Consider the following 14,371-nt stretch of genomic DNA (forward strand, 5'->3'; position numbering starts at 1 on the left):
CGATGGCGTCATCATTGACACTACAAACCCATCAGGCAGAAGCCACCCTGGCAAACCCCGCCCGAATCTTCTCTTCCGGCAACTCATCGGCAATAAACACAATCACACTCTCCCGCGCCTCACCCTCGGCCCACTCGGTGTCCCAGTCGAAACCATAGAGTTTCAGCACGCCCTGAAACACCAAACGCCGATCCTCACCGGCAATGTTCAGCACGCCCTTGTAACGCAGCAATTGTTTGCCGTGCTCTTCCAGCAGTTCATTCATGAATTCACTGAGCTGATCGATATCCAGCGGCTGATCGGTGCGCAATACCAGACTGGAAATACGATCAATCGACGGCGCCTTGCTCACCGGACGCAAGCTCAAACCACCGCCGAGATCGGCGTTAAGGTTGAAGCCGCGCACGTCGAGCAATTCACCTAGATCGATGTTGCCGTGATCAACCACACGGACTGGCGCGCGACGATTGATCCGCGTCAGGCGTTCGCTCAACGCATTGAAAGTCGCCTCGTCCACCAAGTCGGTCTTGCTCACCAGCAGGCGATCGGCAAAACCGATCTGTGCCTGGGCGATGGTCTGGGTCAGGTGCACGTCTGCGTGCGCGGCATCGACCAAGGTGATGATGCCGTCGAGCAGATAACGCTCGCGCAATTCCTCATCGATGAAAAAGGTCTGCGCCACGGGTGCTGGATCGGCCAGGCCGGTGCACTCGATGACCAGACGATCGAACGCAATCTCACCGCTGTCCAGCCGTTCAAGCAGCAAGTACAGCGCCTTGGTCAGGTCGGTGTGAATGGTGCAGCAGACGCAGCCGTTGGCTAGGGTCATGACTTGCACCGGCTCGTCACCCAGCAGCTGAGTGTCGATACCGGCGTCGCTGAATTCGTTTTCGATCACGGCGATTTTCAGGCCGTGCTCGGCTTTGAGGATATGGCGCAGCAAGGTGGTCTTGCCGGCTCCGAGAAAACCGCTGAGTACCGTTACAGGTATGGGAGAAGACAAAACAGATCCCCTTCACAAAATGAATGAACAACACAAAAACAAATGTGGGAGCGAGCCTGCTCGCGAAAGCGGTGTGTCAGTCAAATCATTCATCAACTGACACTCCGTATTCGCGAGCATGCTCGCTCCCACAGGGTGTATTGCATCAACCGCAGGCTGTCAGCTCAACAGCACTTCGGCCCACCCTTGCCACCGTAACGAGCTTCCTGACGTTCGCGAAAGAACATCTCGTAGCTCATCACCGGTTTGTCCGGGTGCTTGGTTTGCATATGCTCGACGTAGGTGTCGTAGTCGGGCATGCCGACCATCAGGCGCGCGGCCTGACCGAGGTATTTACCGAGGCGACTCAGGTCATTGAACATGCTGCAATCCTCTGGTTACGCGTCCGGCAGGGCCTGGAATGGCGATTCTTTATCCGTACGCTCTTTTTTGCCCCAAGCGGCGATGCCGACTTTGAGCGCGTAGAACAGGATGCTGAAGACCACGAACAGGAACAGCGCGGTAAGCGTTGCGTTGGTGTAAGCGTTGAAGATCACGTGCTGCATCTGCTCGACGCTTTTTGCCGGTGCCAGCACCTGACCATTGGCCAGGGCATCGCTGTATTTCTTGGCCAGCGACAGGAAGCCGATCGCCGGGTTGGCATCGAACAGTTTGATGAAGCCCGCGGTCGTGGTGCAGATCAGTAGCCAAGTGGCTGGCAGCAGGGTGACCCAGATGTAGCGCTGGCGCTTCATTTTGATCAGGACCACGGTGCCGAGCATCAGCGCGATACCGGCCAGCATCTGGTTGGAGATACCGAACAGTGGCCACAAGGTGTTGATGCCGCCCAGTGGATCGATCACGCCTTGGTAGAGCAACCAGCCCCACATCGCCACACAACCAGCGGTGGCGATCAGGTTGGCCGTCCACGATTCGGTACGCTTCAGCGCTGGCACGAAAGAGCCGAGCAGATCCTGCAGCATGAAACGTCCGGCACGGGTACCGGCGTCGACAGCGGTGAGGATGAACAGCGCTTCGAACAGGATCGCGAAGTGGTACCAGAACGCCATGGTGTTTTCACCCGGCAGGACACTGTGCAGGATCTGCGCGATACCGACCGCCAGGGTCGGCGCACCGCCGGCACGGGCCAGGATGGTGGTTTCACCAATGTCATGCGCCACGGCTTGCAGCGCTTCTGGCGTGATCGCGAAGCCCCAGCTGGAAACCACTTGCGCAACCGAAGCGACATCACTGCCAACCACGGCGGCCGGACTGTTCATGGCGAAGTACACGCCAGGCTCGATCACCGAAGCAGCAACCATGGCCATGATCGCCACGAACGACTCCATCAGCATGCCGCCGTAACCGATGTAACGGGCGTTGGTTTCGTTATCCAGCAGCTTCGGCGTGGTGCCCGAAGAAATCAGCGCGTGGAAACCGGAAACCGCACCGCAAGCGATGGTGATGAACAGGAACGGGAACAGACCGCCCTTCCATACAGGGCCGGTGCCGTCGACGAACTGGGTCAGCGCCGGCATTTTCAGCTCGGGCATGGTCACCAGAATACCGATCGCCAGGGCGATGATGGTGCCGATCTTGAGGAATGTCGACAGGTAGTCACGCGGTGCGAGAATCAGCCACACCGGCAGCGATGCCGCGACGAAACCGTAACCGACCAGCATCCAGGTAATCTGCACGCCAGTGAAAGTGAACGCCTTGGCCCACACCGGATCAGCAGCAATCTGCCCACCGAGCCAGATCGAACCGAGCAGCAGCAACACGCCGACCACGGAGATTTCGCCGATACGGCCCGGGCGGATGTAGCGCATGTAAATGCCCATGAACATCGCGATCGGGATGGTCGCCATCACGGTGAAGATGCCCCACGGGCTCTCGGCCAGCGCTTTAACCACGATCAATGCCAGCACCGCGAGGATGATGATCATGATCAGGAAGCAGCCGAACAGGGCGATGGTGCCGGGAATGCGGCCCATTTCTTCACGCACCATGTCACCCAGGGAGCGGCCGTTGCGCCGGGTCGACATGAACAGAACCATGAAGTCCTGCACCGCGCCCGCCAGCACCACACCGGCAATCAGCCACAGCGTGCCGGGCAAGTAGCCCATCTGCGCCGCCAATACCGGGCCGACCAGAGGCCCCGCGCCAGCGATGGCAGCGAAGTGGTGACCGAAAAGAATGTGTTTGTTGGTCGGCACATAGTCCAGACCATCGTTGTTGAGCACGGCGGGGGTGGCCCGACGCGGATCGAGTTGCATCACATTGTTAGCGATGAACAGGCTGTAGTAACGGTACGCAACCAGATAAATGGCCACGGCAGCGACCACGATCCACAAGGCGTTGATCGCCTCGCCGCGGCGCAATGCCACTACGCCCAGGGCGCACGCTCCTACGATTGCCAGCAATAGCCAGGGTAAGTGGCGTAGCAGGCTATTATTATTTTTCATTTTATTATTCCAGCCAGGGTGGACAAGAAAGACAGCCACCCCGAGTTTAGCGCTTACGGCGCCAAAGGCCATACCCCGACGTTGGTCTAGACGCTTTAGCGATTGGCTGGCGCCCGCATTCGCGGTCTATAGTCAGCGAACCTTCATGAGGATTGCGCCATGAGCGAGCACCCCGCCAATCGACGTCGCTTCAAACGTATTGCGTTCGATGCCAGAACCGAGCTGAGTCAGGGCCAGTTTATCTGGCCGGTGAAGCTGATCGACCTGTCGCTGAAAGGATTGCTGATCGAGCGGCCAGAGCCTTGGCTTGGGGATATGGAACAGGATTTTCTCGTCGACATTCACCTGAGCGATGACGTCGATATCGAGATGGATGTGCAACTGGCCCATGAAGAAAAAGGCCAGCTGGGTTTTGTCTGCCGACATATCAGTCTGGAATCGATCCAGCGCTTGCGACGCCTGATCGAGCTCAATCTGGCTGACGAAGCGGAACTTGAGCGCGAACTGGGCGCCCTGATCGAAATCTAGAATCCGCCACAGATCAAATGTAGGAGTGAGCCTGCTCGCGATAGCGATTTGTCATTCAACATTTGCGTTGACTGGTTCACCGCTATCGCGAGCAGGCTCACTCCTACAGGGGTCGGTGGTTTATTCGAAGAGTGCGTCGAGGGCCTGTTCGAGGCGGGTCACGGCAATAATCTGCAAACCCGGCGGGGATTCCTTCGGCGCATTGCCCTTCGGCACAATAGCTCGCTTGAAGCCATGCTTGGCCGCTTCCTTTAGACGCTCCTGCCCGCTCGGTACCGGGCGCACTTCACCGGACAAGCCGACCTCGCCGAATACCAACAGATCATGCGGCAACGGTCGATTGCGCAAGCTCGACATGACAGCCGCCATCAGCGCCAGGTCAGACGCCGTCTCCAGCACCTTCACCCCGCCCACCACGTTGAGGAACACGTCCTGATCATGGGTCGGGATGCCGCCATGGCGGTGCAAAACGGCAAGCAACATCGCCAAACGGTTCTGATCAAGCCCCAATGTCACACGACGCGGGTTGGCCAGATGACTGTCATCGACCAAGGCCTGCACTTCCACCAGCATCGGCCGGGTGCCTTCCCACGTCGCCATGACCACACTGCCCGGGACTTCTTCCTGCGCACGAGTAAGAAAAATCGCCGACGGGTTGGAGACTTCTTTCAAACCCTTGTCAGTCATGCCGAACACGCCCAATTCGTTGACCGCACCAAAACGGTTTTTCACTGCGCGCAGCAGGCGCAAGCGGCCATCGGACTCACCTTCGAAATACAGCACGGTGTCGACCATGTGCTCCAAGACGCGAGGACCGGCCAGCGCGCCCTCCTTGGTCACGTGGCCGACGAGGAAAATCGCCGTGCCGCTCTGCTTGGCATACCGCACCAGCAACGCCGCGCTTTCACGTACCTGGGAAACACCGCCGGGTGCCGACTGCAGTTGTTCGGTGAAGATCGTCTGGATCGAGTCGATCACCATCACCTTGGGCTTTTCCTGACGGGCCGTGGCGATGATGGTTTCGATGCAGGTTTCGGTCATCACCCGCAGTTGATCCTGCGGCAAGCCGAGACGGCGGGCCCGCATGGCCACTTGCTGCTGGGATTCTTCGCCGGTGACATAGAGGGCCGGCATGCTTTTGGCGAGGTTGCACAGGGTCTGCAACAGGATCGTCGATTTGCCGATGCCAGGATCACCGCCGATCAACACCACCGAACCATCGACCAAACCGCCGCCCAAAACCCGATCCAGTTCACCGGACGCGGTGGAGAAGCGCGGTATCTCTTCAATGCTGACTTCGGCCAGGGTCTTGATCTGCGCCTGTTGCCCGGCCCAACCGGTACGCCCGGTCGGAGCGGTGGCACCGCCACTTTCGATCATGGTTTCGGTCAGGGTGTTCCAGGCACCACATTCCCCACACTGCCCGGCCCACTTGGGAAAGGTTGCGCCGCACTCGGTGCAGCCGTACATGCGCTTGGCCTTGGCCATCAGAACCCCCGACAAAAACCGCGATGATAACGCACGTGCTGCCGATCAGCGCGGCGCAGCACTACGGATTTCGCCGCTGGCCAGACGCGCGGCGCTATTGCCCAACGGATCCTCGGCATTCAGGTCAGCGCCCTTGGCCTTCAATGCATCAAGCAACTCCAGACGCTTGAACAACCCGGCGTACATGGCCGCCGTCTGCCCGGCGCCGTTGCGCTGATCGGGGCTGCAATTGGTGGCCATCAAGCGGCGGGCGATCTGTAATTCACCTTTGAAAATCGCCCCCATCAGCGCGGTGTTGCCACGTTGATCTTGCGCACAGGCATCGGCGCCGGCCGCGAGTAACCGCTCCACCGCCGGCGCTTGACCGTGATAAGCCGCGAGAATCAGCGCGGTGTAGCCTTTGCTGTCGCGGGTATCGAGGGAATAGCCGGACTCGATAAAGGTGTCGAGCATCGGTACATCACCGCGCCGGGCCGCATCGAAGTAGTAGTCCTGTAGCTGGGCTTTGATCACAGCGGGACTCTGCTCGACCGGTGCCGCCCACGCCGCGAACGAAAGGCAACCGGCCAACAGTAAAAGACAGATTCGCATGAGTAGTCTCCTTGCACGGAACGGGGCCTGACTCAGGCCCCGTGTGCTACATCGAGATCAGTCGGCCAGTTTGGCCGCCAACGCCTTGACCCGGCTCAGGTCACCCTTGGCCACTTTGGTCACACCGGTGCCGTATTCCGGGTCGGCCTTGTAAAGGAAGGACAGGATGATGTGCTTGCTCTCGTCATCGGTGGTCGCCAGCGAGCCGCCGAAGCTGTCGATCAGATCCCGGCGTTCTTGCTTGCTGAACGAGCGATACAGATCGCCGGCCTGCTTGAAGTTCTGCTCACGCTGGATTTTCGCCTGCTGCGTGCTGCCCGACAGCGCCGACTGGCTGTAACGTGCACTCTGGGTCTCCTCACGCGGTTGCAGGCGGCTCGGCTGATAGTTCACGCCGCTATTGCTGGCACCGAAGTTCATCGCACCGTCCTGATTGCCATTGTTCACGGCAACTTTCGATGCATTGATTGGCAATTGCAGGGCATTGGCACCCAAGCGATACATCTGCGTATCGGCATAAGAGAACACTCGACCTTGCAACAAACGGTCTTCGGAAGGCTCGATACCCGGAACAATATTCGCTGGCGCCATGGCCACTTGTTCGGTTTCCTGGAAGACATTCGCCGGATTACGGTTCAACACCATTTGTCCAACTTTTCGTTCAGGAATACCTGGCCAGATCTTGGTGGCGTCTAATGGATCAAAATCAAACTTGGACAAGTCTTGTGGTTTCAGCACTTGAATGTACAAGTCCCATTTCGGGAAATTGCCTTTATTGATATTACTCACCAGATCATTGGTCATGTGACTGTAGTCTTGACCCTGAACGTTGGCGACTTGTTTTGGCGTCAGGTTATTAATTCCCTGCAAGCTCTTCCAGTGAAACTTTACATAGTTAACTTCGCCTTTGGCGTTGATCAACTTGTACGCATGTACGCCGTTGCCGTCCATTTCTCGATAACTGGCGGGAGTGCCCGAGTTCGAATACAACTCGGTCAGCGTACGAGTAGCTTCTGGAACATGGGAGAAGAAGTCGAATCGACGCGAATCGTCATCGAGGTTAGTCCGTGGGTCCGGTTTAAACGCGTGCACCATGTCGGGAAACTTGATTGCGTCGCGAATGAAAAAGGTCGGGAAATTGTTGCCGACCAGATCCCAGTTACCGTCAGCCGTGTAGAACTTGGTGGCGAAACCTCGTGGATCGCGCAGGGTTTCCGGCGAGTGATTACCGTGCACCACGGCAGAGAAGCGCACAAATACAGGGGTGCTCTGGCCGGCGGCAAACACCTTGGCCTTGCTCAGGTCGCTGAGGTCGTTGGTCACCGTGAAGGTGCCATGGGCACCGGTGCCGCGTGCGTGAACCACGCGCTCGGGGATGCGCTCGCGATCGAAGCGTTGCAGCTTCTGAATCAGTTGCACGTCCTGCAGCAGCACCGGGCCGTTGGCGCCGGCGGTCTGCGAGTTCTGATTGTCGCCGACGGCGGCGCCGTTATCGCGGGTCAGCGGAGCGGCGTTGACGGAGAAGGTCAACAGGCTGGCGGTGAGTACACCGAGGGTGCGGCGACGGGGAAAAGCCCCCAGTCCAAGTGCGGAATTCATATCAGGATCCTCTGGTTGTTTTGGGGCGCATCCAGATGCGCCAACCCAAGGCTAGAGGCCTGCGACGTCGAACATAAATAGAAAGAACGTAACGCCATGATTGAGAAAATTGGCTTTCCGATCAGCGAGTTACCGTATATTTCGCGCGCGATTGATGGCACTTTGCAAACTAATCGTCGATTGATGTGTCGATAAAAACGGGCATTGTAAGAAGGTGTTTCGCGCAGGACGCGTTTTGCTGATTTACACTGCGTACACCAAACTCATCTGTAACAAGGAAATAACTATGGGCGTGCTAAGTGAGTTCAAGGCCTTCGCGGTCAAAGGCAATGTGGTCGACATGGCCGTCGGTATCATCATCGGGGCCGCGTTCGGCAAGATTGTTTCGTCGTTTGTCGGTGACGTCATCATGCCGCCAATCGGCCTGCTGATCGGTGGGGTGGACTTCAGTGATCTGGCCATCACGCTCAAGGCCGCCGATGGCGCTGCACCTGCGGTGGTAATGGCCTACGGCAAGTTCCTGCAGACCATTCTGGACTTCGTGATCGTCGCTTTCGCGATCTTCATGGGCGTCAAAGCCATCAACCGCCTCAAGCGCGAAGAAGCCGTGGCCCCGACCCTGCCACCGGTTCCGACCAAGGAAGAAGAGTTGCTGGGCGAGATCCGCGACTTGCTCAAGGCCCAGAACACCCGGCCCTGAACCTTGCACGATAGAAACAACGGCGCCTTCGAGGCGCCGTTTGTTTACCAGTAGTTTTCCACCGCCACCTGGCCAGGCCGGCGGGTGAGGCTGAGGCTCATGTGGCGTTTTTTCAGCAACGCGCGCGTGTCATCGATCATCTGCGGATTGCCGCACAGCATGACACGCGAGTGCTCAGCCGACAGTTCCACGCCCGCTGCGTGCTCCAGCTCACCATTTTCGATCAAGGTGGTGATGCGCCCGTGAAGAGCACCTGGATGTGTTTCACGCGTCACCGTCGCGATGAACTGCAATTTGTGGGCATGTTCGCTGAGATAGTCGCGCTGCCTGAGTCCGGCAATCAAATCCTGATAGGCCAGCTCCCGCGCCTCGCGCACGCTGTACACCAGAAGGATGCGCTCGAATCTTTCCCAGACTTCGAAGTCCTGCAGAATCGACAGAAACGGCGCCACCCCGGTGCCTGTGGATAACAGCCATAGATCGCGCCCGTCGACGAAGCGATCAAGGGTCAGGTAGCCGAACGCCTGGCGATCCACCAGCAGTTTGTCGCCGACCTGCAGCCGACTCAGCTCACTGGTGAACTCCCCGCCCGGCACCACAATGGAAAAGAATTCGAGATAGTCGTCAAACGGCGACGACACCATCGAATAAGCCCGCCAGACAATGCTGCCGTCAGCTTTGACCACACCCAGCCGAGCGAACTGCCCGGCGCGGAAACGAAAACCGGCATCCCGGCTGGTGCGCAAGGTAAACAGGCTCGGGGTCAGGGGTTGGACATCGAGTAAAGTCTGCGTGGTGTATTGCTCTGCGCTGGCGGTCATGGGGTACTCCATTGAACGATTGCCGTGAGTGTCGCGCAAATTAACTGGTCTAAACACCGATAATTGGTAATGGCATTCGAACACTTAATCAATCCGGCAGTATTTATCAGATGACAATATAAATATAAACATCGTCCACCCTAAGAACGCTTTATGGATATTTCGCTATCTGCAATCTCGAAAAAATTTAAAGCCCATTGTAAGAAACATCCTACACTTCGTTGCGTGCCGGATCCTTTGGATCCATTCGGTGCCCCGCAACGTCTATGGAGTGTTCAAGATGGAAACGTGGAAGGAGTCACAGTTGAAAAGACTGACTTTTGCCAAAGGAGTAGAAACTGCTTATCCGATATTGTTGCAATTCGCGGAAAATCTAGGTTTCAACTTTTGCGCGATTTCGGTTGTTTCACTTCATCGCGACATACCGCTTAAACCCTTGCAAATCAATAACTACCCTGACGAATGGAATTCACAATACGAGAAAAACAACTACAGTAAAGTTGACCCACTGATAGCACACTGCAATCATTCAATGACGCCTATTGTCTGGTGCGAATCGGTATTCGCAGATACCCCCCCGTTCTGGCAAGGATTACAACAGTACGGTCTGCAACATGGCTGGTCACAGGCGTTCCACCATGAGCCAAGTGGCTTGTGCAGCATCATCAGCCTGGCGCGCAGGCACTGCCCGATCAGTCCTCTGGAGCTGTATGAACATTTTGGTTATATGTTCTACGCCACCAGCCACTTGAGTGAGCTATTTGCCCGGACGCTGCCGCGAGAGTCTCTCAAACCTCGCCAGCCGCACCTGTCGCCACGAGAACTTGAGGTTCTGCAATTATCTGCTGCCGGCAAAACGGCCTATGAAATCTCGAAGATTCTCAACCTGAGCGAGCGCACCGTGAATTATCACGTGCAAAACCTCATCGTGAAGCTCGGGGCCTGCAACAAGATGTCCGCTGTTACAAAGGCCACCAAAGCCGGCATCATCTAGTCGATCGGTCGTGCCTCCTTTACAAAACGTGCGGGTAATAACAAAGAAAAAAACGTACCATTTGTGGCCCTCCTGAGTGATGACGCGAACATTCTGCGTTGCCTTACACTCGGTCGGTTCCGCCGCACACTGTCAGGGCTGCGGAACACCCTGTTGATTACCCTGAGTCCCCGCCCCATGCCTTTGCTTGATACGCCCTTCGCCCAACTCGATCTGATCCGCCAGCCAGAACAGCAGAACGAACCGCTGCAAGCCTTCGATGCCGCCGACGAATACCTGCTCAACCATTTGGCTGCGCAGCAACCGACGGCCGACACGCGCGTATTGGTGCTCAACGACAGCTTTGGTGCGCTGGCGGCCAGCCTGCTCGGCAAGGTCAAGGTCAGCAGCAGCGGCGACTCGTTTCTGGGGTTTCAGGGGCTCGAGAAAAACCTGTTGCGCAATGGCCAGGCGTTTGACGCTGTTTGCGGGATCCCCGCCAGCGAGCCATTGGTCGGACCGTTCGACCGGGTACTGATCCGCGTACCGAAAACCCTCGCGCTGCTGGAAGAACAACTGATCCGCTTGCAAGGGCAGCTCGCGCCCGGCGCCGAAGTGATCGCAGCGGCGATGGTCAAACACCTGCCACGCGCTGCCGGTGATCTGCTTGAGCGCTACATCGGTCCGGTACAAGCTTCTTTGGCGGTGAAAAAGGCACGGCTGTTGATCGCCACGCCAGCAGCAAAGGCCCCGGCTGTGTCGCCCTACCCTTCCCGTTATCGCCTCGACGAGCCGTCGATCGAATTGCTTAACCACGCCAACGTGTTCTGCCGCGAGGGCCTGGACATCGGCACACGCGCCTTCCTCCCGCATCTGCCGAAAAACCTGGGCAATGCCCGAATCGCCGATCTGGGCTGTGGCAATGGTGTTCTGGCCATCGCGAGTGCGCTGCAAAACCCCGATGCGCATTACACGCTGGTCGACGAGTCGTTCATGGCGGTGCAATCGGCTGCCGAGAACTGGCGCGCAGCGCTGGGCGATCGCGAGGTGATTGTGCGGGCCGGCGATGGTCTGGCCGGACAGGAAGCACAATCGCTGGACGTGGTGCTGTGCAATCCGCCGTTCCATCAGCAGCAAGTGGTCGGTGACTTTCTGGCCTGGCGCATGTTCCAGCAGGCACGTGAAGCGCTGGTGGTGGGTGGCGCGCTGTACATCGTCGGCAACCGTCATTTGGGTTACCACAGCAAACTGGCGCGGCTGTTTCGCGGCGTCGAGCAAGTGGCCGCCACGCCGAAATTCGTGATCCTCAAGGCGCGCAAGTAACCTTCAGGCAAAAAAAACCCTCCGCGAGGAGGGTTGCAAAGCCGTACCCGAAGGCGCCGGGACGGGGATGATTCAGTGCGTGGTCAGGCCTGCGGCATTCATGAACATGCGCATCAGGCTGGCGGCGATGAACAACACGCCGACGCTGCCGCCCCAGATCAGGGCCAACCAGCCGAGCCGCTGCCACAGCGGTTTTTTTTCGGCTTGTTCAATGTCGTGCAGGGAATGTTTTCCAGTCATTTTCTTCAAACCTCTTCAAGATTGATGGCGCCATCGCCGACGCCATCGCGAGCAGGCTCGCTCCCACAGGGTTTTGCTTAGTGATAGCCGTCTTCGTGGGTGACCTTGCCGCGGAACACGTAGTAGCTCCAGAAGGTGTAACCCAGGATGAACGGGATGATGAACAGCGTGCCCACCAGCATGAAGCCCTGACTTTGCGGCGGTGCGGCGGCGTCCCAGATCGAGATCGACGGCGGCACGATGTTCGGCCACAGGCTGATGCCCAGACCGCTGTAACCGAGGAAGATCAGCACCAGGGTCAGCAGGAACGGCATGTAGTTGGCATTGCGCGCCACCGCGCGGATCAGGCCGTACATCGTCACCAGCACCAGAATCGGCACCGGCATGAACCAGAACAGGTTCGGCATGCTGAACCAGCGGGTGGCAATATCCGGATGAGCCAACGGCGTCCAGATACTGACAATACCGATCACGGCCAGCAGTACGAAAGCCAATGGCCGTGCCAGGTCATGCATCTGTTCCTGCAGCTTGCCTTCGGTTTTCATGATCAGCCAGGTGCAGCCGAGCAAGGCATACGCCACCACCAGTGCGGCGCCGCAGAACATTGTGAACGGCGTCAGCCAGTCAAGTGAACCGCCAGCGAACTGCCGATTGACCACCGGCAAGCCATCGATGAACGCGCCCAGCGCTACGCCCTGGAAGAACGTCGCCGCCACCGAGCCACCGATGAAGGCCTTGTCCCAGAGATGACGCTTGTCGTCCTTGGCCTTGAAGCGGAACTCGAACGCCACACCACGGAAGATCAAACCGATCAACATAAAGATCAGCGGCAGGTACAGCGCCGACAACACCACCGAATAGGCCAGCGGGAACGCGCCAAACAACGCCGCGCCGCCCAATACCAGCCAGGTTTCGTTGCCGTCCCAGACCGGGGCGACCGTGTTCATCATCACGTCACGGTCGACTTTGCCGGGAATGAACGGGAATAGAATCCCGATGCCCAGATCGAAGCCGTCCATGACCACGTACATCATGATGCCGAAGATGATGATCACGGCCCAGATCAGCGGAAGATCAATACCCATGGCTCAAATCTCCTTGGTCAGGCTGGGGGTGTCGTCGTGATCGGCATCGGCCGAATCGTCGGCGGCGGACAACGGACGCGCCGGTGTGCGTTTCTTGCCTGGACCACCGTCCGGCGTTTCCGTGCCTTCGCTGATCTTCGGCCCTTTGCGCACCAGACGCATCATGTAACCGAGACCAGCACCGAACAGGGCGAAGTACACCACCACAAACATGATCAGGGTGATGCTCATCTGCATGAAGCTGTGGTTCGAAGAGGCGTCTGCCGTGCGCATCAGTCCGTAGACCACCCACGGCTGACGGCCGATTTCAGTGGTGAACCAGCCAGCGAGGATCGCGATCAGGCCGGACGGCCCCATCCACAACGCCAGATAAAGGAATGGCCGTGAGGTGTAGAGCGTGTCGCGTTTGCGCAACCACAGGCTCCACAGACCGGTGAAGATCATCAGGAAACCGAGGCCGACCATGACCCGGAACGACCAGAACACGATGGTCGAATTCGGCCGGTCTTCCGGCGGAAACTCCTTGAGCGCTGGCACCTGTTTGTCCAGCGAGTGCGTGAGGATCAGGCTGCCGAGATACGGAATCTCCACGGCGAACTTGGTTTTCTCTTCCTTCATGTCCGGCCAGCCGAACAGGATCAGCGGCGTGGCTTCGTCACCGTGGTTTTCCCAGTGACCTTCGATCGCGGCGATTTTTGCCGGCTGATGCTTGAGCGTATTCAGACCATGGAAGTCGCCGATGACCGCCTGGATCGGCGCGACAATCAGCGCCATCCACATCGCCATCGACAGCATCGTGCGGATCGCCGGATTGTCCTTGCCACGCAGCAAGTGCCAGGCCGCCGAGGAGCCGACGAAGAATGCCGTAGCGACGAACGCAGCCGTCGCCATGTGCATCAGGCGATAGGGGAACGATGGGTTGAAGATGATCGCCAGCCAGTCGGTGGGAATCACCTGACCGTTGATGATTTCGAAGCCCTGCGGGGTCTGCATCCAGCTGTTGGACGCGAGAATCCAGAAGGTCGAAATCAGCGTGCCGATCGCCACCATGACGGTGGAAAAGAAGTGCAGCCCGCGCCCGACCTTGTTCCAGCCGAACAACATCACCCCAAGGAAACCGGCCTCGAGGAAGAATGCCGTGAGCACTTCATAGGTCAGCAATGGTCCGGTGACGGCGCCGGCGAAGTCCGAGAAGCGGCTCCAGTTGGTGCCGAACTGATAGGCCATGACCAGCCCCGAGACCACGCCCATGCCGAAGTTGACGGCGAAGATCTTCGACCAGAAATGGTAGAGGTCACGATAGGTGTCGTTACGGGTTTTCAGCCACAGGCCTTCGAGTACCGCGAGGTAACTCGCCAGGCCAATGGTAATGGCCGGGAACAGTATGTGGAACGAGATGGTGAACGCGAACTGAATTCGGGCGAGATCTAGTGCCTCTAAACCGAACATATGGCTTCCTCTGTCAGGTAGTACCGGCTGCGGACCCGGAGGCCTGCACCCACTGCCCCCACGGATATGGAGTGCGGCGAATTCTGATTCGTTCTTTTTAAACAACCATCGCAACGCAGGGAGTCTG

Annotated in this window: 14 protein-coding genes; 4 read left to right on the plus strand and 10 right to left on the minus strand. The window is 58.1% G+C overall.

Features of this window, described 5'->3' with window-relative positions:
• Positions 1-31 precede the first annotated feature (31 nt).
• The 3 genes from yjiA to VY732_RS25515 form a co-directional block, all read right to left on the minus strand.
• A complete protein-coding gene (yjiA, locus tag VY732_RS25505; protein ID WP_331692452.1) occupies positions 32-1,003 on the minus strand; it encodes a GTPase in 972 nt (323 codons plus the stop codon).
• A gap of 164 nt (positions 1,004-1,167) precedes the next feature.
• Complete coding sequence (locus VY732_RS25510) at positions 1,168-1,365, minus strand: YbdD/YjiX family protein (RefSeq protein WP_003228401.1); 198 nt, start codon at positions 1,363-1,365, stop codon at positions 1,168-1,170.
• Between the two features lie 15 nt (positions 1,366-1,380).
• Positions 1,381-3,447, minus strand: coding sequence for a carbon starvation CstA family protein (locus VY732_RS25515; protein ID WP_077574617.1), 2,067 nt, complete (start codon positions 3,445-3,447; stop codon positions 1,381-1,383).
• 159 nt (positions 3,448-3,606) lie between these two features.
• Between VY732_RS25515 and VY732_RS25520 the strand changes: the two genes are divergently transcribed.
• Positions 3,607-3,975, plus strand: a complete 369-nt coding sequence (locus VY732_RS25520) for a PilZ domain-containing protein (RefSeq protein ID WP_137216692.1) — start codon at positions 3,607-3,609, stop codon at positions 3,973-3,975.
• A 120-nt stretch (positions 3,976-4,095) separates the two neighbouring features.
• Here VY732_RS25520 and radA read toward each other — a convergent pair whose 3' ends face one another.
• From radA to katB, 3 genes are read right to left on the minus strand one after another with little or no spacing between them, the layout of a single operon-like run.
• On the minus strand, positions 4,096-5,463 hold the full coding sequence (radA, locus tag VY732_RS25525) for a DNA repair protein RadA (RefSeq protein WP_007909773.1): 1,368 nt from the start codon (positions 5,461-5,463) through the stop codon (positions 4,096-4,098).
• 45 nt (positions 5,464-5,508) lie between these two features.
• Positions 5,509-6,054 (minus strand): ankyrin repeat domain-containing protein, encoded by a 546-nt coding sequence (locus tag VY732_RS25530; RefSeq protein WP_331692453.1) that lies wholly within the window; start codon positions 6,052-6,054, stop codon positions 5,509-5,511.
• 57 nt (positions 6,055-6,111) lie between these two features.
• Positions 6,112-7,653, minus strand: a complete 1,542-nt coding sequence (katB, locus tag VY732_RS25535; protein ID WP_116029812.1) for a catalase KatB — start codon at positions 7,651-7,653, stop codon at positions 6,112-6,114.
• 286 nt (positions 7,654-7,939) lie between these two features.
• On the opposite strand from katB, the gene mscL reads away from it, so the two are divergent.
• Entirely contained in the window at positions 7,940-8,353 is a 414-nt protein-coding gene (gene mscL / locus VY732_RS25540) for a large-conductance mechanosensitive channel protein MscL (RefSeq protein ID WP_038361758.1), read from the plus strand.
• 44 nt (positions 8,354-8,397) lie between these two features.
• Here the strand turns inward: mscL and VY732_RS25545 are convergent, their stop codons facing one another.
• Positions 8,398-9,174: a ferredoxin--NADP reductase gene (locus tag VY732_RS25545; protein WP_331692455.1), complete on the minus strand. Its 777-nt coding sequence runs from the start codon at positions 9,172-9,174 to the stop codon at positions 8,398-8,400.
• A gap of 280 nt (positions 9,175-9,454) precedes the next feature.
• Here VY732_RS25545 and VY732_RS25550 point away from each other — a divergent pair, with 280 nt between their 5' ends.
• Both VY732_RS25550 and VY732_RS25555 read left to right on the plus strand, forming a co-directional pair.
• Positions 9,455-10,168, plus strand: a complete 714-nt coding sequence (locus tag VY732_RS25550) for an autoinducer binding domain-containing protein (protein WP_331692456.1) — start codon at positions 9,455-9,457, stop codon at positions 10,166-10,168.
• A 177-nt stretch (positions 10,169-10,345) separates the two neighbouring features.
• Positions 10,346-11,470 (plus strand): class I SAM-dependent methyltransferase, encoded by a 1,125-nt coding sequence (locus VY732_RS25555; protein WP_331692458.1) that lies wholly within the window; start codon positions 10,346-10,348, stop codon positions 11,468-11,470.
• A 72-nt stretch (positions 11,471-11,542) separates the two neighbouring features.
• On the opposite strand, the gene VY732_RS25560 is transcribed toward VY732_RS25555, so the two are convergent.
• From VY732_RS25560 to VY732_RS25570, 3 genes are all read right to left on the minus strand, one after another.
• Entirely contained in the window at positions 11,543-11,710 is a 168-nt protein-coding gene (locus VY732_RS25560) for a DUF2474 domain-containing protein (protein WP_123593196.1), read from the minus strand.
• Positions 11,711-11,787: 77 nt separating this feature from the next.
• A complete protein-coding gene (gene cydB / locus VY732_RS25565) occupies positions 11,788-12,795 on the minus strand; it encodes a cytochrome d ubiquinol oxidase subunit II (protein WP_007909749.1) in 1,008 nt (335 codons plus the stop codon).
• Positions 12,796-12,798: 3 nt separating this feature from the next.
• Complete coding sequence (locus tag VY732_RS25570) at positions 12,799-14,244, minus strand: cytochrome ubiquinol oxidase subunit I (protein ID WP_331692459.1); 1,446 nt, start codon at positions 14,242-14,244, stop codon at positions 12,799-12,801.
• Positions 14,245-14,371: the final 127 nt, after the last annotated feature.

Origin of the sequence: Pseudomonas sp. ZY71 (assembly GCF_036542145.1) — a bacterium.
Taxonomy (GTDB): Bacteria; Pseudomonadota; Gammaproteobacteria; order Pseudomonadales; family Pseudomonadaceae; genus Aquipseudomonas; species Aquipseudomonas koreensis_A.

Bases quoted from the DNA above. Each gene is read 5' to 3' on its own strand.
- VY732_RS25555 (WP_331692458.1), top strand. From the start codon at position 10,346: ATGCCTTTGCTTGATACGCCCTTCGCCCAACTCGATCTGATCCGCCAG.
- VY732_RS25515 (WP_077574617.1), bottom strand. From the start codon at position 3,447: ATGAAAAATAATAATAGCCTGCTACGCCACTTACCCTGGCTATTGCTG.
- katB (WP_116029812.1), bottom strand. From the start codon at position 7,653: ATGAATTCCGCACTTGGACTGGGGGCTTTTCCCCGTCGCCGCACCCTC.
- VY732_RS25530 (WP_331692453.1), bottom strand. From the start codon at position 6,054: ATGCGAATCTGTCTTTTACTGTTGGCCGGTTGCCTTTCGTTCGCGGCG.
- VY732_RS25560 (WP_123593196.1), bottom strand. From the start codon at position 11,710: ATGACTGGAAAACATTCCCTGCACGACATTGAACAAGCCGAAAAAAAA.
- VY732_RS25570 (WP_331692459.1), bottom strand. From the start codon at position 14,244: ATGTTCGGTTTAGAGGCACTAGATCTCGCCCGAATTCAGTTCGCGTTC.
- VY732_RS25550 (WP_331692456.1), top strand. From the start codon at position 9,455: ATGGAAACGTGGAAGGAGTCACAGTTGAAAAGACTGACTTTTGCCAAA.
- VY732_RS25545 (WP_331692455.1), bottom strand. From the start codon at position 9,174: ATGACCGCCAGCGCAGAGCAATACACCACGCAGACTTTACTCGATGTC.
- mscL (WP_038361758.1), top strand. From the start codon at position 7,940: ATGGGCGTGCTAAGTGAGTTCAAGGCCTTCGCGGTCAAAGGCAATGTG.
- VY732_RS25510 (WP_003228401.1), bottom strand. From the start codon at position 1,365: ATGTTCAATGACCTGAGTCGCCTCGGTAAATACCTCGGTCAGGCCGCG.
- radA (WP_007909773.1), bottom strand. From the start codon at position 5,463: ATGGCCAAGGCCAAGCGCATGTACGGCTGCACCGAGTGCGGCGCAACC.
- VY732_RS25520 (WP_137216692.1), top strand. From the start codon at position 3,607: ATGAGCGAGCACCCCGCCAATCGACGTCGCTTCAAACGTATTGCGTTC.
- cydB (WP_007909749.1), bottom strand. From the start codon at position 12,795: ATGGGTATTGATCTTCCGCTGATCTGGGCCGTGATCATCATCTTCGGC.